At 37.4% G+C, this 21,206-nt stretch carries 19 protein-coding genes; all 19 read right to left on the reverse strand.

Going from position 1 to position 21,206, the window contains the following annotated elements; translation table 11 throughout:
• Positions 1-121 precede the first annotated feature (121 nt).
• Positions 122-1,489 (reverse strand): O-antigen ligase family protein, encoded by a 1,368-nt coding sequence (locus ACQ93I_RS14640; RefSeq protein WP_431699150.1) that lies wholly within the window; start codon positions 1,487-1,489, stop codon positions 122-124.
• Positions 1,490-1,562: 73 nt separating this feature from the next.
• On the reverse strand, positions 1,563-2,645 hold the full coding sequence (locus ACQ93I_RS14645; protein ID WP_431699151.1) for a glycosyltransferase: 1,083 nt from the start codon (positions 2,643-2,645) through the stop codon (positions 1,563-1,565).
• An 896-nt stretch (positions 2,646-3,541) separates the two neighbouring features.
• Positions 3,542-4,819 (reverse strand): glycosyltransferase, encoded by a 1,278-nt coding sequence (locus tag ACQ93I_RS14650; protein WP_431699152.1) that lies wholly within the window; start codon positions 4,817-4,819, stop codon positions 3,542-3,544.
• Positions 4,820-5,626 carry a class I SAM-dependent methyltransferase gene (locus ACQ93I_RS14655; protein WP_431699153.1) on the reverse strand — a complete coding sequence of 269 codons (807 nt, stop codon included), beginning with the start codon at positions 5,624-5,626 and terminating at the stop codon, positions 4,820-4,822.
• A gap of 31 nt (positions 5,627-5,657) precedes the next feature.
• Positions 5,658-6,590, reverse strand: coding sequence for a glucosamine inositolphosphorylceramide transferase family protein (locus ACQ93I_RS14660; RefSeq protein WP_431699154.1), 933 nt, complete (start codon positions 6,588-6,590; stop codon positions 5,658-5,660).
• A gap of 84 nt (positions 6,591-6,674) precedes the next feature.
• Positions 6,675-7,457 (reverse strand): hypothetical protein, encoded by a 783-nt coding sequence (locus ACQ93I_RS14665; protein WP_431699155.1) that lies wholly within the window; start codon positions 7,455-7,457, stop codon positions 6,675-6,677.
• Positions 7,458-7,459: 2 nt separating this feature from the next.
• Entirely contained in the window at positions 7,460-8,476 is a 1,017-nt protein-coding gene (locus ACQ93I_RS14670; RefSeq protein ID WP_431699156.1) for a glycosyltransferase family 2 protein, read from the reverse strand.
• Positions 8,473-10,038, reverse strand: a complete 1,566-nt coding sequence (locus ACQ93I_RS14675; RefSeq protein ID WP_431699157.1) for a glycosyltransferase family 2 protein — start codon at positions 10,036-10,038, stop codon at positions 8,473-8,475. The genes ACQ93I_RS14670 and ACQ93I_RS14675 overlap by 4 nt, the downstream gene beginning before the upstream one ends.
• A 31-nt stretch (positions 10,039-10,069) precedes the next feature.
• A complete protein-coding gene (locus ACQ93I_RS14680; protein WP_431699158.1) occupies positions 10,070-10,693 on the reverse strand; it encodes a hypothetical protein in 624 nt (207 codons plus the stop codon).
• A 24-nt stretch (positions 10,694-10,717) separates the two neighbouring features.
• Positions 10,718-11,797, reverse strand: coding sequence for a glycosyltransferase family 2 protein (locus tag ACQ93I_RS14685; protein ID WP_431699159.1), 1,080 nt, complete (start codon positions 11,795-11,797; stop codon positions 10,718-10,720).
• Entirely contained in the window at positions 11,794-12,963 is a 1,170-nt protein-coding gene (locus ACQ93I_RS14690) for a glycosyltransferase family 4 protein (protein ID WP_431699160.1), read from the reverse strand. The genes ACQ93I_RS14685 and ACQ93I_RS14690 overlap by 4 nt, the downstream gene beginning before the upstream one ends.
• On the reverse strand, positions 12,964-14,214 hold the full coding sequence (locus tag ACQ93I_RS14695; protein WP_431699161.1) for a UDP-glycosyltransferase: 1,251 nt from the start codon (positions 14,212-14,214) through the stop codon (positions 12,964-12,966).
• Positions 14,207-15,313 carry a non-hydrolyzing UDP-N-acetylglucosamine 2-epimerase gene (gene wecB, locus ACQ93I_RS14700; protein ID WP_431699162.1) on the reverse strand — a complete coding sequence of 369 codons (1,107 nt, stop codon included), beginning with the start codon at positions 15,311-15,313 and terminating at the stop codon, positions 14,207-14,209. Before wecB ends, ACQ93I_RS14695 begins: the two co-directional genes overlap by 8 nt.
• Before the next feature lie 57 nt (positions 15,314-15,370).
• The gene (locus ACQ93I_RS14705; RefSeq protein WP_431699163.1) at positions 15,371-16,591 is read right to left on the reverse strand and encodes a hypothetical protein; all 1,221 of its coding nucleotides are present in this window, start codon (positions 16,589-16,591) and stop codon (positions 15,371-15,373) included.
• Positions 16,588-17,526, reverse strand: a complete 939-nt coding sequence (locus tag ACQ93I_RS14710; protein WP_431699164.1) for a glycosyltransferase family 2 protein — start codon at positions 17,524-17,526, stop codon at positions 16,588-16,590. Before ACQ93I_RS14710 ends, ACQ93I_RS14705 begins: the two co-directional genes overlap by 4 nt.
• Before the next feature lie 2 nt (positions 17,527-17,528).
• Positions 17,529-18,269: a class I SAM-dependent methyltransferase gene (locus tag ACQ93I_RS14715; RefSeq protein ID WP_431699165.1), complete on the reverse strand. Its 741-nt coding sequence runs from the start codon at positions 18,267-18,269 to the stop codon at positions 17,529-17,531.
• A gap of 49 nt (positions 18,270-18,318) precedes the next feature.
• Positions 18,319-19,344, reverse strand: a complete 1,026-nt coding sequence (locus ACQ93I_RS14720; protein WP_431699166.1) for a glycosyltransferase family 2 protein — start codon at positions 19,342-19,344, stop codon at positions 18,319-18,321.
• Complete coding sequence (locus ACQ93I_RS14725) at positions 19,341-20,294, reverse strand: glycosyltransferase family 2 protein (protein ID WP_431699167.1); 954 nt, start codon at positions 20,292-20,294, stop codon at positions 19,341-19,343. The genes ACQ93I_RS14720 and ACQ93I_RS14725 overlap by 4 nt, the downstream gene beginning before the upstream one ends.
• Entirely contained in the window at positions 20,287-21,204 is a 918-nt protein-coding gene (locus ACQ93I_RS14730) for a glycosyltransferase family 2 protein (protein WP_431699168.1), read from the reverse strand. Before ACQ93I_RS14730 ends, ACQ93I_RS14725 begins: the two co-directional genes overlap by 8 nt.
• Between the last annotated feature and the right edge of the window lie 2 nt (positions 21,205-21,206).

The following is a 21,206-nucleotide window of genomic DNA, read 5'->3' on the forward strand; positions in this document are numbered from 1 at the left end:
CGGTTGTCGGTTGTCGGTTGTCGGTTGTCGGTTGTCGGTTGTCGGTTGTCGGTTGTCGGTTTTACAATCTTAAACTAAATTACGAAAACTTCGCTTCGCTCAGTTTTTAGCAACTGAGAACTCAAAACTGAGAACTCAAAATTGGGCCCGGTTTTCTTTCTTTTATTGCATTTCTCCCTACAGCTCTCTTATCTTCAACTATATACAGTAATGCCAAACCATATACAAATGCTGGAAGGGCAATTCTCATGGCAGAATGGTTTACCGTAAGGAACCAGAATAACATAAAACAAAGAAAGAAGTAATTATTTTTAAATTTCAGCCAGAAGAGCATAGGTACAACAACTAAGATTGTAACCCCCAGCAGACCTAAAAGTCCGTGTTCTGAAAGAAGTCTGCTCACTTCACTGTGTGTAGCAATTTCTTCTCCCAGCTCTTTTTCTCTATAAGATTTGGCTTTTCCCACTCCAACACCGACTACCGGATTATGATAAAAAGCTTCAAGTTCAGTCGACAAAAGATCTACTCTTCCCGTAGTCAAATCTTCTTTCTCTCGACCCCGTGCATCTTTCCCAGTCCATCGATTTACTATTAAACCTGAACTTCCAGCCGCCGAGAAAGCCCATGAAGCAAAAAGAACTCCTACTAAAAATAAAATTTTGATTTGTAGTTGTTTCTGCTCCCTACGCCCCTTTTTGTAGTATAGCAGAAATATAAAAGCTGCTGCACATATCAATGCAGTTACAATTCCTCCTCTAGAAAAAGTAATTATTGCTCTATAGCTCATCATTCCTAATAATCCGAGGTCAATGAGGTTGACCCATTTACCTTTTACATCGAACAATCGAATGACCAACAACAAACTTCCCATTCCCATAATAGTGGCTATCTGGTTGGGTCCATAGCCTCCAGTGGCTGCATAGTTAGCTCCAATATTTATAACCATTTCCTGCAGACTTGGAGTATAGAAAAACAAATAGAACATGTTTGTTATTATAGGCAGCAGCAACATTAAAAGCACTTTTTGGAAATCTTTTTTGGAAATTTTCTTATAATAACAATATAGGGCAGAAACCCCAAGGCATACAGGCCCACTTAAGTTAAATGCAACAGCTTTCCGAAATACCTCATCATAGTCTGGGTTCATAGAAGCAATCACAATACCGGGCACCAGAATCAATAGATAGAGCCAAAAAGGAGTAGTCTTTGCCGAAGTTCCTTTAAAAAGCATTCCTATTAGCAGAAAAACAATAACTGCATATTTACCGGTTTCATAAAAAACGACCCCGCCCGTCATTCTCCAGAATATCTCAACGCCGGCAATATAAGCAGCAGCCATTAATGCTTCGTTATTCTTATTCTTTTTTTGTAGGATAGTAAAGATAAAGTAAGCAAAAACCGATAATGAATAGAGCATAGAGAGAGGCTCGTATAAATAAATAGCAAAAGCTATTGCCAAATGAAGCAACACCAATTTGATATACTCCACCTGTAAAAGGTTTTGCACAATTCTGGATGATCTCTTATATCTCACTTTGTCTCTTTAACCTGCAACCTATTTTTCATTCCGAATGATCTGATCCCAAATCCCTCATAAAGCTCAAAAGCTGTTTTAATACCTGCTCTTCAGAATAAGTTTCAAAAACCCTTATTTGGAAAGCTACGGAATCTTTCCTTCTTTCAACTTCATTTTCCACATATGATTTAAGAGCCAAAAATAGGGCTTCCGGATCATTCGGGGGAACTAACACCCCCGCTGTTCCGACTACAGTCTCACATTCTCCCACTTTTGTACAAACCACAGGTAAACCTGCAAAACCATATTCCAGGAGGGCAACGGGTAAGCCTTCCGAGGAAGAGGATAGCACCCCGAGATCAGCCTCTTGCAAAACATTTATTATCTCTTCCCTTTCACCGTAAAAATAGATTTTATCTTCAAGACCATTTTCTTTAATAAACTTTCTTAATTCCCGGGAATAAAAATTATTCTCCTCTTTCCCTATTAAATGAAGGCTTACAGATGTATTGACCTGTGATAACTTCCCGAAAGCCTTAAAAAGATTCAGATGGTCTTTTGGTGGTTTCAAGTTAGCCAGGTGAATTATTTTGAAACCTTCTCTAATTTGGAGATTACTATCTTTAGGCTCTCTTCCTCCAAAGGAAGCGAAATTAGGTATAAATTCAACTTTACTACAATGAAGCCTTCTCTCTGCCCACTCCTTAAGTTGGGGGTTCACACTAATAATTCCATCAAAATACCCGGAAAATATAGACAATAACCCCGGTCTCAGATCTTTCTCTGCCCTTGCTCCATAGTGATCATGCCACACCAGCTTTAATTTCGGAAGAGATATTTTTAGAAGTACCCCCATGAACCATGAGCTACCATGGGCCTGTATGAGATCAATTTTATTTTCTTTTACAAATTTTCTCAATCTCCAAACTGCCTTCAAATCTAAAATCTTCTTCTTATTCAGGAACAGGTAACCAACTTCGGGTGCCAGTTGCTTTTTTAATAGACCTTCAATGCGGGTACTGCATAAAAATGAGCCATCGATTTCTTTTGCCAGGGCATTGGCATAATTGACGGCCATACGCTCAGCACCGCCGGGACGTAAGCTGTCGATTAATTGGAGGATGCGCATCTTTTCTTGTTTACCGTTTTCTGTTTACAATTTTCACGAATGTCACACTGAGCCAGTGACCGTAGGGAGCGAGGATCGAAGTGCTGGTTTATATGAATGCTTCATTTTATTCCTCCCACGATTTACTCATTTAATTTTACTTTCTGAACTTATAACAGGCCTGGAAGAAAGAATAATCTTCTGTTCTTTTTCCATTGATGAAAAAGAACCAAAAAATCTAGGCATACGAAAATAGATCTAAATTTTTAGTTCGATGTCTAAATTTTCTGAACTCGCGGGAAAAATATGAATAATGACAAAAAAACCTGTCGCTCAAACAGCAGAAAATTTAAACGTCATCTCACTTCAAATTTTACGATCAATTTTCGATAGGCCGCTTAAAAACTTATATATCTGGCAGATATTCAATAACAATTAGAATATTTTCTCTAATCCTTTTCCGTATTTTGATTAATTCCTTTTCGAGGTTGGGGCAAGCAGTCTCTTAATTACAGCTTTAAACCTTTCCAGCGTATACTGCTGACTCCATTTCCTTGCTTCTGTAGACATCCTTGTCATTTCCTCTGGATTTAAATAAGCTCATTTTTCTTTCTCACTCTTTCCCCGTTTTACCCCTCACCCTAAAGGAAGCCGGGGAAAGCTTTACAACATAATTGAAATTTTAAAAATAATTAAGCGGTACCTTAAACGTTGAACTTTTCCTTATTCAGCACATCCTTTACTGCTTCTTCAAATCTCTCTGAATATACTGCTGACTCCATTTTTTAGCTTCTACGGACATTCGTTGCATTTTCACTCTTTCCCCGTTTTACCCCTCACCCTAAAGGGAGCCGGGGAAAGCTTTACAACATAATTCTAATTTTGAAATAGTTCAGCGGCACCTTGAACGTAGAATCTTAAACGTTGAACTTTTCCTTATTCAACACATCCTTTATCGCTTCTTCAAATCTTTCCAAGGTATATTCCTGACTCCATTTTTTAGCTTCTGTGGACATTATTTGAATTTCTATTTCATTCTTCATTAAGTCACATATTTTCATAATATCCACTGACCTACGACCACTGACTACTGACAACCCATTTTCCCCCTCATGATTCTCACTTTCCACGCGGCTCCCACTAAGAGTATTCCCGGAAATAAGCATTCCTCTGGAGCCGCCTCCAAGCATCCAAGGTACACAACTCACCGGAGTGGAGATGGGAATGCAGCCAAAGAACATTGCTTCGGCTATGGCTTTAGGCCATCCTTCAGACTTTGATGGCAGTATCACAAAATGGGCTTTTTGATAAGCTTCTTTTAATTCTTCCAGAGATCGGTTTCCTTTAATACTTATTAATTGTTCTAAATGATTTTCCCTTACATAGGCTTCCAGCTTCTCTCTTTCCGGGCCATCACCATATAGTTCCAATTTCATTGGAATATAGCTGGCGTGGATATCCTGATCCGTGCCTTCTCTCAATTTTAAATTAAGTTTTTCCACGAGTTTAATGGCCTCCAGTGGCCGCTTTCCCTCCACCAGGTTTCCAACAAACAGGAAAATAAAAGGTTCCGAAAATACCTTTTTTGGCACCTCAGTTTTTTCTCTCTCTGAAAAGGAAGCTGTAAAAAAAGGTACAATATTATTCGACTGCTTCGGCCATTCCCCGTAAACCAGTACCTGCATATTCCTTGTCAAAAATGTGTTGCTCAAAAGCCATTTTTGGAACCTGTAGCTCCAGGGCTGTTTCGCCTCTGGATCCCAGTTGCCGGCATATTTAGCCGATTTTGGTTTGGATGGAAAAAAGATCTGGCAAATACAAGCCAGCAAACCAATATTCCCCGGACACCGCAGATGCAAATGATCTGCCCTCTTCATTGCTCCCAATATCTTGTAGAGTATATATGGAATTTTTATAATAGCCTTTACAGCACCCTTCAGGTTCAGGAAATGAAAGGAAGGTATTCTGGTGAAATTTAAATGAGAATGTTGATAAGCTTTCCCATTAAAACTCCCCCTATGGAGGTCGGGGGGCTTCTCCCCCTTGGTCCCGATAGCTTTCGGGAGGGGGGCTACAACCTCCACCTCCTCCATATGCTTCAGCCACACATCCATCTCCCGCACATAAGGAGCATAGGCGAAATACTGCCCCTCCCGCTCACTATGTTCTACATGGGTGAAGATCGCAAACCTCATCTATTTCTTTTTTTGCATCAGCATGCTCAAATGCATGCAGCTGAACATATGCTCATCATCTACCGCCGAACGCTCCCAATCTTCGCGGTGCCATGCGGCAGCTTTCTGTACTTTTTTTTCCTGAGAAACCGGCAGAATATTGAGGAGCGCCGTCCACTTGGTCTTTCCCAGAACCGCTCTTCTTTCTACGATCTTGAATTCCTTTGCAAAGCTGTAATAAGTCTTTCTGGTAAAAGGCCATTCCCAGGCCCTGTCACTTTGGAAGGGACGATAGATCCTGCGGATCGTTTTAATAGGTAAACTTGTTTCCAGCGGATCGTGACTAATAATTATTCCATCCTGATTAAGCTTTTCCTTCAGTTTCAGAATGAGTTGATCTACATCTTTAAAGTGGTGCAGCACTCCATAAGCATAGATAAGATCAAAGTCTGTTTCTTCAAAAGCTTCAGAAAGAAAATCGTTTACTTCGGCCCTGGCGCCGGGAATATTTTTAAGCCGCCTGTCCAGGTTCTCAATTCCTTTTGGGCTAAGATCAATGCCCAGGTAGCTTTTTGAATGTTCAGCCAGATAAAAACTAAGGGAATTTCCCGCATAACAGCCCAGGTCCAACACTTTCTTTTCTGAAAGATCACCAAACCAGGATTTATGTAGATTATAAATATCGGCTTCGATTCCTACCTTCTTCTTGATACGGTTAAGAGCCCCATTCCGCAGGTAAGACCACAGTCGGGTAGGAAAATTTTTCCTCTTGGAATCATAGAATTCCCGCTGTCGTTGATTTACTGTTGGCTGCTTCTTCTGCTTCATGATCATTGTTCCAAATAAGAACTTTTACTAATTAAAACCCCAGGTAATTATATAGATCTACCAGGTTCCATTTCACCGCTCTTTTATACTGAAGTTCCTTATCCTCCCCGGTAATTATATTTCCATCATAAACCATATAATAACCCCCTTCAGGCATTTGCTGCGCATCCAGATGATGCATCCCTCTTCCAAACCACTTAATCTCTTCCTGGGGTTTCAGGAGTAGCTTATCTGCCAGTTCAAATTTATATGCTTCGGAAGTAATAAGCAGTTTATATAAAGAGATCCCGGTACCGTAACCTTCTGAATGGTTTTGAAGTGGAAGATACCAGACTTCATCAACTGAAACAAATCTTCCTCCGGGTCTGCTTTCATTCCCCCACCGGGGTTCAAATTCTTTTACTTCTTTCCATTTTCCGGTAAGGGAGTCTGCAGTAAACATTATCTGTTTTAGCTTGTCATCTACTGTTACGATTAAGTTCAGATCATCACTCAGAAGAATGGAAGCATCCTTTAAAGCCCTATCTTTTATCAGGGTATCCTCAACCTTCCAGGAGTAAGGAAATTTTTCAGCTTTATAGAGAAGTACCTGATTTGCCCCTTTGGTTTCAGGCAACATATAAAAATCCTCTTCATGCCGGAAGACCTGAGGGTAAGAAAGGTGAAAAGTTTCATCCAGAACAATTCCATTATAGCTATAGTCAACCCCATCTTCCGAAGTAAAAAGAGCAATATTTGCATTATCCTTCCCTTTGATCTCTGTAAAAAGATAAAATGTGCCTTCGTCCCTTATAAAGAAAGGATCGGCTATATAGGATATTTCTTCTGTGGTACTGCTGTTCACCTGTTGATGGGTAATTATATTCAATGGAATGATCTTCAAACCTGAAATTTGAGAAGCTGTTTGATAACCAACCGACCAGTTCCCTCCCGGGGCGACCATAAAAGGATACCTGTAGTTCATTATTAGAATGATTAACAACAAAACTCCTAAGAATCCCAGGAAAAACAGCCCTCCTCTCTTCATTTTTCTTCCCCGATATATAGCTTAAGCCTTAACATTCCCCTGAAAATTAGAGAAATTCCTTGTCTCCACCTTACTCTTATATAGTTTATCAAGAAACACTCCTACGAGTTCCCTGTTTTTTTGGGACTTCACACTTCGTCCCAGAGGGGAATCCTTATTAAAATATTTATCTCCCCCAATGCCCATATCCAGCCCATAAACTTCCAGAGGTTTATTTTCAAGGTATGCCAGTAAAGCAGCAAACACCAGGGTATTAAAACCAGAATTCACCCTGTAGTGCCTGTAATCAAAAGCCTCCAGCAAAAGCGTTTCAACCTGGTTATAAACAGGCTGTAGGTCCTCTTCACCTTTATTGGTAATTAGAAATTCTCTTTTTTTCCTGGAATAGTGATTCAAATATTTACAGGTAAGCCTGTATATTTTGTGCGAATGTGGATTGTTGTAGTTATACCAGAAGATACTTCCTTTCCAGCCACTCCTACCTTCATAGGTCTTTAAATATCTGGTAAGGTAAAACATATCATAAAGCATGTACACATGAGGAAGATCCTGCACCAGTCTTAAAGAGTCATTACAGGTAAAGTACAGGCTCCCCTGTTCGTTTGACATTTTTGAGGCAGAAGGGCCACTGGCTGCGACCACGATCTTTTTATAACTTTTTATCTCCAGGTATTCTATGACGGCATTAAGATCCTTAAATTCAGAGTAGTCAAGCTGTTCCTTTTTTACTGAAGCAGGGAAAGGTTTTATCCTGTGAAAGAAATGCTGATAATTCCGCGATCTGAAGAGTGATTTAAAATCCATGCCTATCTTACGGAATTTTTAAATTTTGAGTCCGGCCGCTCAAACAGCAAACTCCACCATCCTGCGATCCTGCCGAGACTTTCTGTAAATGCTTCTTTCTTTTTCGAGGTATTAAAAATGTTACCAAGGCGAACCAAAGTAAGTAAAAAAGAGGTGCCGTGCCACTTCAGTTTAACTTTTGAGGAAGGCTTTGCATGCCTTAGTCTCCATACATACCAGCCATTTCTAACTACCATTTTCCCATACCTGAATTTGTTAGGCCTACCCGCTTCGTCGTGATAATGTTCAAGTTTTGCTGCTGTATTCACATATAATTTTCCTTTCCTGGAGACCCTAAGAGAAAAATCGGCATCTTCATAAAGGCCATATCCTTCGAAGAAAGGGGAAAATTGGAATTCTGAAAAAACCTGTTTCCGGTAAGAAGCAATACCTCCCATTAACATTTCTACTTCATATGCTTTTCCCGAGGGGGGAAGAAATCCGGCAGAATAACCATGAGAAAATTCGGGCATATAACCGGGAGGTACATCGGGTTGCAGCCCAAATTTTCGACGTAATAAAAACCTGCCGCCTTCTTTTCGCACCCATCCGTCAAAAATGAATTCTCCAAAAGATGGCGTATAATTCTCCCCCACTTCTTTCCATTGAGTTTCGTTTACTGTATATCCTGAAACTCCCAACGCCTGAGGAAAACTTTGGTAAGTGCCCAGGATCTCCTCAAAATAAGTTGGACCTATAACCACATCATCATCCAGAAAAAATACTATTTCTATTTGTGGATCTAATTTAGAAATTCCAAAATTCCGCTGTCTCGTTAATCCTCTATCCTCTTCACCCACCTTAAAATACTCAAGCTTAGTAAATTCCTGCTGCGGCAGTGAGTTTTTGGTATGATCATCCAGGGAACCATCTACCACCAGGATTTGATCGGGATAAACAGTTTGGTCCTTGACCGACCGCAACAATTTAATTATCGCCTCCGGTCGCTGATAGGTGCAAATGATCAAACCAGATTTCATATTGTTCTATCTTTAAGGGTTCTTTCCAGCAGCAATAACTTCCTGGCCCAGGTTTTACTCTTCTTCCAGCTTTCTCGCATTTCCCTGTTATACTTAAACGGATTTTTGACAGCTTGCTTATTGTAATATTTAAGAAGCAGGGAAGTCTTAAAACCCATTAGCTGTTCTTTTGAATAGTATTTTAGCGCATAAGCCATTAGAGTTGGTGATGGTTTTGGTTTAATACGCTCCTTTTCCCAATCCATATTGGTTTTTTCCCGAAAGCCTCCGGTCTCTGCCTTAATATGATGGATTACAAGCCCGGGATGGTATATGATATCACAACCCAGGTTACGCAACTGCATCCCATAATCCATATCTTCACCATATCCATGTTCAAAGGCAGGTGAGAATTTTACGCTCCGGGCGAATTCTGCGAGCACAACACTATTTCCGGCCCCAAAAGTACCCCATTGCTTTGGCACTGTAAAGTTCTTTTTTTCTCCAGATTGCAGATAACTGGTGGTCAAACCATCAACGCCGAATTTTTTAATTTCCTTAAAAATATTTTCCAGTAAGTCTTTATCGAAGCGTTGGTCATCGTCAGAAAAGAATACCCAGTCGGCAGTAGTTTCAGCCAGAGCGAGATTTCGTGCGTTACATGCTCCTGTGCGGTGAATGAAATGGTGAATGATCTCAAAGGGCCACTTTTCCTTTTTAAGGTAATCAAGATCAGAAACAGAATTGGAATCGGGATTTTGTTCTACTATGATCAGCTTACGCGGAAGTAGGGTTTGTTCTGTAAAATCCTTTAGCACATTGTACAAGTGGTCCCGCCTCCCCATGGTGGGAATGATCACATCTATTGCCTCAGAAACTTCCGGAAACCTGCAGGATGAGACAGTAATTTCAGAAAGATCCACTTTTTTCTGAAAATATTTCTCTGTTTTAAATCCCTTAAGGAGAGATTTTACGGGAAACTTCTTCTCGTATTTATACAAGCACCATATTAAGATCATCAACCACACAGAGTTATAGTGCTGGTAAACAAAGGTAAAAAGCTGGTGTCTGGAAGCGGTGTGAACTACAGGTTTAGCCGGAGGCTCTTTCACAAGGCCTGGTGAACTGTAACAGAAAAGGGAATTTTGCTGCCCAAGTTTTGCAACAGAATTTATAAGGTATTCAAAGTCCCTGACCCGATTCATTGAAGGCTTAAATAGCAGCAATACCTTCGCATGCACCCCCCCCACATCCCGGCTCATCCTCCAGGTACCATAGAATACGTCCCGGTTAAGATTAGCAAATGGCAGCTGCTCTACATACCCAATACTCTCAGGTAAAAAGGTAGACTCCACAGCATAGGATGCCATGATCAAATCGTGGTGAAAAATCTTCTTCCATTCTTCAAGATCCAATTGCTCCGAATGAGCTTCCTCGCACCAGCCTAATAGTTCATTAGGAAAACGCCCGGCAAGTTCCCATAAAGCAGCTGTACAGCTTTTACTTTTCAGATTTATCTCCTCCCCGTTAGAAGAAATCACTTTCACAGGAACAAGGGCTCTTTTATGAACGAGGATCTTCAAATTCAGGGGCTTTATAACAAAAGTAACACTTTCAATACTTACTTAATCTGTATAAGTTTTTAACTTTGGTAGAGATTTTCTCCTTATAACACCATAAATATTGATGTACTGTAGGCTCTATAAATATAACTTTTAATCCACTCTGCCAATGCTTAACAGGAAAAGGACTATAACTTTTATTCTTTTCTGTACTAATGGTGTGAACAGTTAAATGATTGGGAAAAAGATCCTGTAATGTTTTTTGCTGTAGCCCGCGATCCCCTTCAATAGCAATTATACCATGTTTCGAAATAAGGGATCTAATTTTACCAAGGTGGGAATCAGTTCCATCAATGATTATCAGATCATATAGATGCTTATCAGGGACAGAACCTAAATCGGGATAGATAGAAAGTCTCTTGTACTCAGCTCCCAAATTAGCAGGCAATGAAGTGAGGCAAAAGACATTATTTTCAATTCCGACATATTGATTTATTTCATCTGCCCTTGTTGCTTTTAATATACTGCCAGCTATGCTCCCAATTCCCAATCCAACTTCAAAGACGTTCTTAACCTTGAAAATTTTAATGATTTCAGCCAGTTTTAAAATCGCATATTCACCGGCTATATGTTGATTTCCCTCCAGACCGGAAAATTTTTTATAAGAGGTTTTCAAAGAAGAATATTTCACGGAAATTTATTAAAATTTAATACCTATGGTTATTCCATTAAGATCTTTATGAATGTTATAAAAGTAGGGTTGGTTGCGGTATAAGGAAATAAGATGGAGCAATACCAGGTCATTTACTTCTTTTAAGGTATAGTATTCAGGGACTTTTTTTCGAAGAATTCTTTTCAAATTATAAAGCAGGGATCTTTGATACTGGCTTTTCTTTATCTCAATTTTCACAAATTTGTTCTTAAAAGAAGGAAACTGGCCATATAATAGATCATCAATTTTTCTTTTTTCATTATCTAAAGTTATGTCTGGTTTTAACTGATCTAAAAATTCAAAATCCTTTTTACTCATAACCACTCCCCACTCTTCACAATTTGTTGCGGTAGTTTTATTCTCAATTGCCCATTGAAGATGTTGATGGTTGAGCTGTACAATTCCGGTGATTTGAAGGTCCCGGGTCAAAATTTTTTTTTCTTTGCTGCGGTAAGATGAGTGCCACTGGTGCAAGAGCAAAACCTCTTTATCTTTATCATAAAATTCAACCTCATAACCGGCATTTTTTAAACGCACGTGTATATCGGTATCCTCGGCACCCCAAAAATGATAGAATTCGTCAAACCCGCGAAGCTCTTGTAATACTTTTACCGGAAACATAGTTAAGCCGGTTGCTTCCCATGTGCTTTTCCTGAAGTTCCCGGTTGTAAAATGATCCTCCAATACTTCAACTCCTTCAGCAAGAAATCCCACCTGAAAATAGGTGATTCTTTCATTATCCTGAAGCTGAATGGCCTTTTGGATAAATTCAGGATGAAATATAATATCCACATCGGCTACAAAACAATAGCCCGATTCCAGTGTCTTTATCACCGAATTTAAAGCACGACTTTTATTCCAGGGTTGATGTTGTGTATAATAATAAATATAATCAATAAAAGAATAGCGACCACAAAGCAGCCTCGCCTTTCCGGCTGTTTCAATTTCAGAACCGTAATCAACAAATTTAACTTTGAAATTAGCAGAAGTTTGTTCTTTAAGGGAAAGAAAAGAATTTTCGACTCTTGTTAAGTTGCGGTTTCGATATGGATATATAATAGTTATCATTTATTCTCTGCCATTCTGGTTTTTAAACTATTCTCTACAACCTTATACGCCGCCAGAACATTTTTCCGAATATAACCTCTCTCAAGTTTAGGTTTTATATTCAGGTTATTAAAATCCACACCGGCCTGCAACATTTCATGATTATTCAGCGCTGTCTCTATAGTGGAGGCTATGGCAGAAGAATCCTCAGGATCTTTAATTAATAACCCATTAAAATTATCTTTTATATTTTCTGAAGTAGCCCCGCCGGGATTAGACTGAATTGGAAATGCACCCATAACTATGGCTTCCAAAAGTGTGTTAGGTGTTCCGTCAGAAGTGCTATTCCCTATATATATTATTGATTCTCCCATAATTTTCATTAGGATATCAAATGGCAAATTTCCATATACTTTAATGTTATTAAATTGCTTTAAGGAAGAACCCTCAACAAAATCAAAAACTTCAGGAGTCGCTCCAAAAATGACAATCTTATAATTACCTAATTGACTTTTCAAGTTTAGAATTGCCTTTAAAACTGATATGCATTTCCCGTGCAGACCCTGATACCCCTTGATTAAAATAAGGTTTCTATCTGTCTGATTCTTTATAAGCGGATCAAGAGTATTGAAATCATAACCACCACCACCCGGGAAAACCCCTAGAAATTCCCCCTGAAAACCATGTTTTCTGGCGATATTATAATCCCGCTGGCAATCTGCGAACATATAATTTATTTCTGGTAAAGTTTTTTTCATTCCTTTGAGATGTTTCGGAAGCCCCTGGTAATAATACATATCACTACCCCAGGCTGAATAGATCCATTTCACTCCAGGAAATTTTTTCATCACGTTTAAAACAGGAATTCCTGCCAGGTACATCACAAAACTGTGAACTACATCTGGTTGAATCTTTTTTATCTGAATTTCAAGTTGAACCTGAAGATTACGTTCATTAAAGATGTTAATGATTTTCGTAAAGTAAGACGCCTTTTCTTTTAAAAAATATCTTCCCGGATAATCCCATCTATATCGCCACCCAGTGAGATGTTCTACAAAGCTTAAATGCTTCACCTCAGTTTTCGAATCCAAAACATCAAGCCAGTACACTTCATGTCCAGAATCCTTTAACTGTCTCGTCCAATTTATAAAATGGGGAGAGAAAATAGATAGCATTAAAATTTTCATTTATAATCTTAGTAATTGATCGCTTAGGTAATCTATTGATAAATATTTATTTAAATTTTCATAATTATAACCAGCTTCACATTTTGAAGCTTTCCACGTTTGATATAAACCACCAATAATCTCTGAAATTTTTTCCACATCATCAATTTCACTCCACCAGGGATAATCATCTCCCAGTAATCTCCTGGATTCACTGTAGTAAGGACCTAAAAGTAAGATGGGTTTTCCCGCTTGGATACAATGGGGGAATTTTCCCGGAAGGAAAGGACTTATAGGACCTTTGGCTTCAAGAATAACATTGACCGCCGCACTATATTGTATGGCATGAACCTGTGCAAAAGGTAAATTGTCATCACTGCTATAAAATTGACTTAATTCTTCTTTAATTTTTTCAAACTTATTAGCATAAATGGATTTTGGACCTAAAAAAAGCAGCTGACTGTTTGATGCCGCTTCTGGTACTACTTTCAAAAACATACCAAAAGCTTTGATCAAACCCATGGGATTCCTGGCACTCATTAAAGCCCCTGCATGAACAATAGTAAAAGCTTCCTGTTTAAAAAAATCTGGTAATTCTGAAGTGTCAATCTTTCCTTCAACTATCTGATGTGGAACTATCACTCGCTTTCCTTTTAGTGGTGGATAATAACTCTCCATCCATTCTGCCAGCAGTTTACTGGGATAAGCTGCGTATAGTGCTTTTTCGGCTACCTGTAAGAAAAATTTTCTTTTTTGCTGATGCCCCGGTTCCACCCAATCGTAAGGTCTCGGATAAGAATGCATCGGATAAGGATCATGAATGTATGCCACCCACTTGGAATGGAATTCGGGTATTCTCAGCAAAGCATGATGGGGTCTAAAACTGGCACCCTTACTCAAAGTTAAAACCAGGTCTGGTTTAAAATCTTCAATATTCCTCAACCCGCGAACTATGCTATTCCTGTCATTCAAATGGGCAAGTGAAAAACCTGAATATTTCTCAAAGACTCTGTTCAAGTCAAAGCTTAGGTATTTGCGCCCTAGATTTGACAGCCGACTAAGCAAAAAAAGAAGGCTTTTTCTATTTTCAGTTATTGCTACGCAGTCCACTCCACTCATTTGAATTTCGCTCCGGGTGTAATGGTAGACCTTAATATTAAAACCTGCTTTTTGTAAGTTTTTTATTAAAGCAACATTTGCTTTAGAGCCACTACTATCTTCAACATTTATCGACTCGGCGACAACAAGAATTGATTTCTTTATTTCACCCATACTTCCCTAATAAAGTTTTTATAATTCTTTGGGAAGCAAATCCATCCCCAAAAGGATTTTCAATGGCAGAAAGATCTGGAGGAGAATTCAGGCAATTCATAGCAGCATCAAAGATTTTCTGTTCAGAAGTCCCCGTTAAAAAAGCAAAACCTTTTTCCACACCTTCTGGCCTCTCTGTATTTTCCCTGGTAACAATGACCTGTTTTTTAAAACTGGGAGCCTCTTCCTGAATCCCTCCAGAATCTGAAATTATTAGATCCGCCTCCGCCATTAACCAGATAAAGGAAGGGTAGTTAAGGGGAGCGATAAGATTAATATTTGGGACATTACTCAAAATTTCAGCTACAGGAATTTGAACGGAAGGATTGAAGTGAACAGGAAAAATAATTTGCACAGATTGATTCTCTACAATTTTTACTAAAGCACGGCAAACCTCTTCTATACCCTTTCCAAAATTTTCTCTGCGATGGCCGGTTACCAGAATCAATTTCTTTTTAATATCAATTACTGTTTTTAATTGACTAATTTCTTCATTTTCCTTCTGGTAATCTAAATGGGATTTACCCAAAAATAGCGCATCAATAACAGTGTTTCCCGTTATGAAAATTTTATCTTCAGAAACAGATTCTTTTAATAGATTGGTCTTACCAGATTCGGTAGCTGTAAAATGAAATTCTGCAATTTTACTAATTAATTGCCGGTTTGCCTCTTCCGGGAAAGGGGAGTTTAAATTAAAAGTTCTTAACCCGGCCTCAATGTGAGCGACAGGAACTTTCCTGTGAAATGCAGCTATAGAAGCCATTAAAGCTGTCGTCGTGTCTCCTTGTACTAAGATCACCTCCGGCCGTTCCTTTTCGATAATCGCATCAAACTCTTTTAGTATAGACGCACTTAAAATGTTTAGACTTTGATCCTTAGTCATAAGATCCAGGTCATAATCTGGTTGTATTTTAAAGAACTTTAATACACCATCCAACATTTCTCTATGTTGACCAGTGACACACACTATGTGCTTTATACCCAATAGTTTTAGCTCATGTATAATAGGTGCCATTTTAATAGCTTCAGGACGGGTTCCAAAACAAAGCAGAAGTTTCATTTCTTAGTGAGGCAGGTTATGAAAGTTGATTTATACAAACATATAAAACAAGAAGGTTTAAAAACTGTTTCCATCCTTTAATATTGCCTTCAGCCGGTTATTGAAATTCTTCTCATTGAAATACCCTCTAAAAGGATCTTCTTTAAATTTCTTTTCCAAAGATACTGAGGCAATAAGGTGCTCCAGTTTCTGCATAATTTCTCCCCTGTCATCACAGCAGGCCACAAATGCAGGTTCATAAAGTAGCCTTCGCAATTCACTTTTTATAGGAGAGAGACAGAGAAAGGGTTTATTGAGAGAGGCAATAACAGGAACCTTCCCCGGCAAGATATTACTACACTCCCTACAATTCTCCAGAATGATAAGAATGTCTGTTTGATACTTCATTTCCTGTAAGGACTCTACAAAAGCCATCTGCTCAAGAAAAATAAGATTAGGATAATGTTGATATTTTTTAGTTATTTCTGCACTATAAGGTCCGGTTATTCTCAACAGGAATTGCGTTGTTTCCCGAAAAGAACTTTTTCTGTTTAGTAATTCCAGGTAAGCATCCAGAAGTATTTCCAGATTTCTGCCCGTTTGAACCGCCCCCTGATAGGTTATCACCATTTTTTTCCTGCTCTCAGTATTCTTCTTTTCGGGAAAACTTTCAAATACAGTCGGCGTAAATTGATGAGGCAAAGTGTAAAACCTTTTATTTGACCCATACAGAAACTCCATATCTTCAGACAGGGATTGAGAAGGCGTAATACAGGTTTTTGCCTGCTGCACCACTTCCCACATCCTTTTCAATCTGTTTAATTCCAGTCCGGAAAGTGAAAGATCTGTACCCGGATCCCAGAATTGAGGATAAGGATCGTGGAAATTTACAATAGCTTTTCTAAGTAAAGGCCGATCTTTACTCGCCAGAATAGTTTCAAAATTATTCCCGGCACTCCTGATGAATATGTGATCATATTTTTCACAATCTATCTTTTTTAAATGCCGCCGGTATTGATGAAGAATGTATTTTTCGTTTAAAGGAACCTTAAAGATCCTCCAGTAAAGGTGATTTATTGTTTTAATGATCTTGAGGGGGGATCTTCTTACCCGGATCACTTCCATAGCATCAACCGGCAGCAATTTCAGCTGATCTTCACTTTGTGTATTTGTGAAGTAAAGAACTGAAATTTTTGCCTCAGGATATGCCTCTCTTAATCTGTACAGAAAGGAACGGGAAACGATTCCTTCGCTGGTCCCCGAGATCTTAAGATCCTGAACAATTAAAAGAAATTTCATCTTTCCGTTCTTTTCTTTAAATCATTAACCAAATTAAAGTACCTCTTTAACAGGGGGTAAAATACATAGCCCAGCTTGTATTTGGATTTTTCTATGATAGAAGAGTCAACTGTTTTGAGAGTATATTGAATAATAGAATAGTCTTTAAAAAAAAATCCCATCCTGATAAAATACTGTTTTAATTCAGCTGAAAAAAGATCTTTCTTCTTTAAATTATCTATTACAAGTTTAACCGCCTGGCTGTAGGAACTTCTTCTAACCGGATCATTACTGTAAAATTCTCCCGTATTAGAATCTTTGTGTTTTCTGCCATAGAAGAGCACTTTATTAATAGTAATTCCAACAGTTCCTTCTGATAAGATCCTCAAGTAACACTCCCATTCCTCCGCGTACATTAAATCTTCTTTAAAGTAATTGCCATCAAAACATTCCCGTCGCCACATCACCTGGCAGGAATTGAATGGAATTGTGCCAACGACGACCTCTTCCAGATTAGTTATTTTGAGCATTTTTTTCGAATATTCTAATCTGCGATCAAATTCCACATCAAAATTTCCCCGAAAAACATCCTTCAAATATCTGCAATAAGAAACAGAGCTATTTTTTAGTTCAGCTACACAAATCTTTAAATTATCGGGATGGGCTATATCATCATCGTCAAAAAAGATCATGTAATCTCCTTTAGCTACATCTAATCCATAGTTGCGACAGCCCGGGAGGCCTTTTTTGTGATTTACAGGTCTTCTGTTATACTTTATTCTTTGGTCGGTTAGGCTAATAGCTTTGATTACCTCCTCCGTTTCATCAGTAGAACCATCATCTATTACCAGGCATTCCCAGTTATTATACGACTGATTAAGGACAGAATTCAAGCTCTCACCTATTAAATGAGCCCGATTATAAGTAGCCATAATTATAGAAACCTTAGGCGCCATATTTATTTTTTTAATTCAACCACCATAGTTTCCAGAATATTAAATTTTTCAGGGATAACTGTACCATGTTTTTCTATGTTCTGAAAAGCTTTGATGGAACTCTCATGAACTTTTGCAATTTTGCATTCAGAATAACCTGATTGAATAGCTAAAGCATAAATACTATCAAAATTATGAATCATCTTATGCCCCCAGGCTTTATAAAAATTATTGATGACATAACAGTAAAATTTACTTTCATCCTTGATCGATTCCTTTACAGCCGATAGATAGGGAGAGGTTTCAACTGCCCATTTAATATATTCCTCGTGTAATTCTTTATCTGGGTTATTATATAATCTGTTAAGAAAACCCAAAGAAGGAGTAGCGATTCGCATGATACCGTTTGGCTTTAATATCCGAAGTGATTCCCTTAGCATAATTACCTGCTGTTCTACATTAAGATGTTCAAAAAGATGTTCTGAAAATATGAAATCAAAACTCTCTGTACTTAGCGGGAATTCTTCGCCGGCGTCTAAATAGGCAATCCTCTCATCACTATCATCAATATCTGTATTTAACCATCCCTCAAGAAAATTTGCGCCACATCCTATATGAAGTTTAATTTCAGAATTTCCCTCACCATATGAACGGAATAGGTTCTCCTGTTTGGTAAAACGTCTTTTCAACAGCCTTCTATCCCTAAAAACTTCATAAAACGAATAAGGAGAAACTTGCGAAAGCTTTTTTATTTTTTTCTTCATAAATAAGTGATCTAGAATAGCTAAGGGAAATTCAATCCAGGTAATTCCATTATTTATATTTCCGAAAACAATTATACATAATGCTCAAAGTTAGATTACTATTATAATTTCGGGATAAAAGCAATGACCTGTCACGTCTCAACACCTTAAACAAATTCCGAAGGGTTAATTCCTTTTTGTTTAAATTCCAGCCTTCCCTAATCCTGTTTCTCAATAAAACGAGTATGTCAACATCAGAAAGAAATAATTTTTTCTGAAAATTAAGAAGATCCTTTTCAATAATATCTCTGTTGTTTAGGTAAATGCTAAATGAAGAGTCTTTATTAAAATAAGAGGACAAGAGAAATTCTATTGTGACCTCATGAAATTTTAAATTTCTCCCTACCTCATTATACACTTTTCTCAGAGCCATATTGAACTTGAAAGTATACACTTCATCCGCATCAATTTTTGTCGTCAGGCTGCGTGGGTGGATTCTGTACTCATAAAGACTTTCTTTCAGGTGAAAGAAATTAAATTTAAGAGAAGCAGCCAGGAAGAAATGATAATCCTCTACCAGATATAGATCTTTCCTATATCCATTCAATTCTTCAAAAATTTCTCTTTTATATAAAAAGGATGCCCCTATAGTATTACCAAAAATCAAACCTGTTACAGGACCAGGGTGGTTAATTCTTTTCAATTCACCGTCTGCCCAGATAATATCGTAGTAGGAATACACAAGATCGCAATCTTTGTCGATTATGGTCTTGTATAATTTGTCAAGACAGTGAACTTTCATCTTATTATCATCAGAGGTCCAGGTAATATAATCACCTTTGGAATTTAGATGTCCTATATTCAAACTTTCTGGTAATAATAAATTCTTTGAATTTGAAATAATTTTTATTCTTTCATCAATATGAAAAAACTCCTGAGCTATAGATAACGACCTGTCTGTAGAAGCATCATCAACTATGATAAGTTCAAAATTCGTATAAGATTGATTCAAGATGCTTTCAATAGCATCTGTTAAAAATTCTTCACCATTATAAACTGGCAGTATTATACTTATCAAGTGATTATCATTACTCATAAACTAGAATTCCTTGCTTTCTGCAAGAATCTATATCCTTTCCTAAATTTTTTTGCCGAAATAATAGCCATTGCAAAACTTGCAGTTTTTTTCCATCCTAAATATTTTGATATACTCCAAAGTGCTTCTTTAAAAAAAGGAGGAAATTCTTTTTTTAAAGCTGTCTGAAATCCATAATACATATAACCGGATAAAAACCATTTTATTAAAGAGATATCATTATACTTCTGCATGTCTTTAAAGGTCATAAATTTAATGCTTGCAATTTTCCTGTCATATTCCAATCCACTGTTTTCTCCATGACTTAAAGAGTTCTCATGAATTCTTCTATAACTCAAGGTTTGATTTACAAAAACTCCATTCCTGTGTTGATGTAAGAGTTGAGTGAAAAAATTATATTCATCACCATCAGTTGTAAATCCCTCATTAAACCTGGCACTACTAAGAATTTCCTTTTTCCCTAAGAAATCATCAGTGATCCATCCAATTACTTGCTTAGCATAATTTTCAGCATTTATTTTTAGATTTGTTTTATCAAAATTATAGGGTCTAGCTGTTAGACCTTTATTCTGAATAAAATTATAAGAATCACCAACTGCAAAATCAACTTTATAATTTTCTATAGCATTTATCAGGATACTAAGGTGATTTCTTATCATTATATCATCACTGTCAAACCATTGAACGTAATATCCCTGGCTGATTTCGAATCCAAAATTTCTACAGGCATTTGCTCCTTTAGGTCGGTCTTGTGGACGCTTAAAAAATTTAAATCTATGATCTGCCTGAATGAATTTTTGAATCGTCTCAAAAGAATTATCTGTTGAATGATCATCAACAATCAAACATTCCCAATTCTGATAATCCTGATTTTTAATGCTTTCTAAAGTGAAGGAAATTAAGTGTGCCCTGTTATAATTAGGAATAATAATTGAAACCTTTTTATTCATTTTTAATTCCCTTTAAAAAAACTCTTCGTGAGAACTTAACGGATTCAAATAACCCAAAGTATTTCAGAAAATACAAAATATTAAATTTCCAGAACTTAAATGAGGCTTTATTTAGGTTATAGGTGAGTAATTCAAATCTTTTTAAAATCTTTCTTGCAGTATTCCTATCGAATTTATTTAAATATTCTTTCACTATTATTTCAAAGAAACAATACTGGGTATTTGCCTTTTCTTCCAGTAAATAATTAGGCCTTGAAATATTCAAAGTAGATATTCTAAAAAAAGCGGTAGCCTTATTGATTGTAAAAATGTCACCGAATTCACTGTATTCTAGCCAGGCAAGATCATCTGCATGCCAGGCTAGCGGCAGATCCCTGAAACCATATTTTTTATACTGTTCTACTGAAAAAATATACTCTGAAAGAGAACTTCTTGAACCTTCAAAAAATCTCATGCTAAAAGCATCATTAAATGTTTGAAAAACAGGATGTTCAAAGCGTTTGGAAATCACCTCACCTTTTTCATTTATTTCCTGAGATGCATAGCGAACGACCTTTAATCCATATTTCTTAATTAAATTAATATTGGCGTAAAATTTCTGAACATAATTGTCACTTAGGTAATCATCATCGCCTAATAAAATAAACCATTCTTCTTTTTCTATTAAAGCCAAACACCTCTCCCATTGCTTTGTTAATGACTTTTGTCCTAAATTAATCTCAAATCTTTTGTAGGAAATGTTTAGTGCCCTTTCGAACTTCTCAATAATCCTATTAGGATCCTCATTTGAGGCATCATTTCCTATATAAACATTGAAATTCTTATTACTCTGGCTTGCCAGGGAAGACAGACACTCTTCAAAGAAAGCTATTTTGTAAAATGGAATGACTACTGCTATTTTATGTTCCATTA

The sequence above is a fragment of the Salinimicrobium sp. WS361 genome (genome assembly GCF_050750585.1).
GTDB lineage: Bacteria > Bacteroidota > Bacteroidia > Flavobacteriales > Flavobacteriaceae > Salinimicrobium.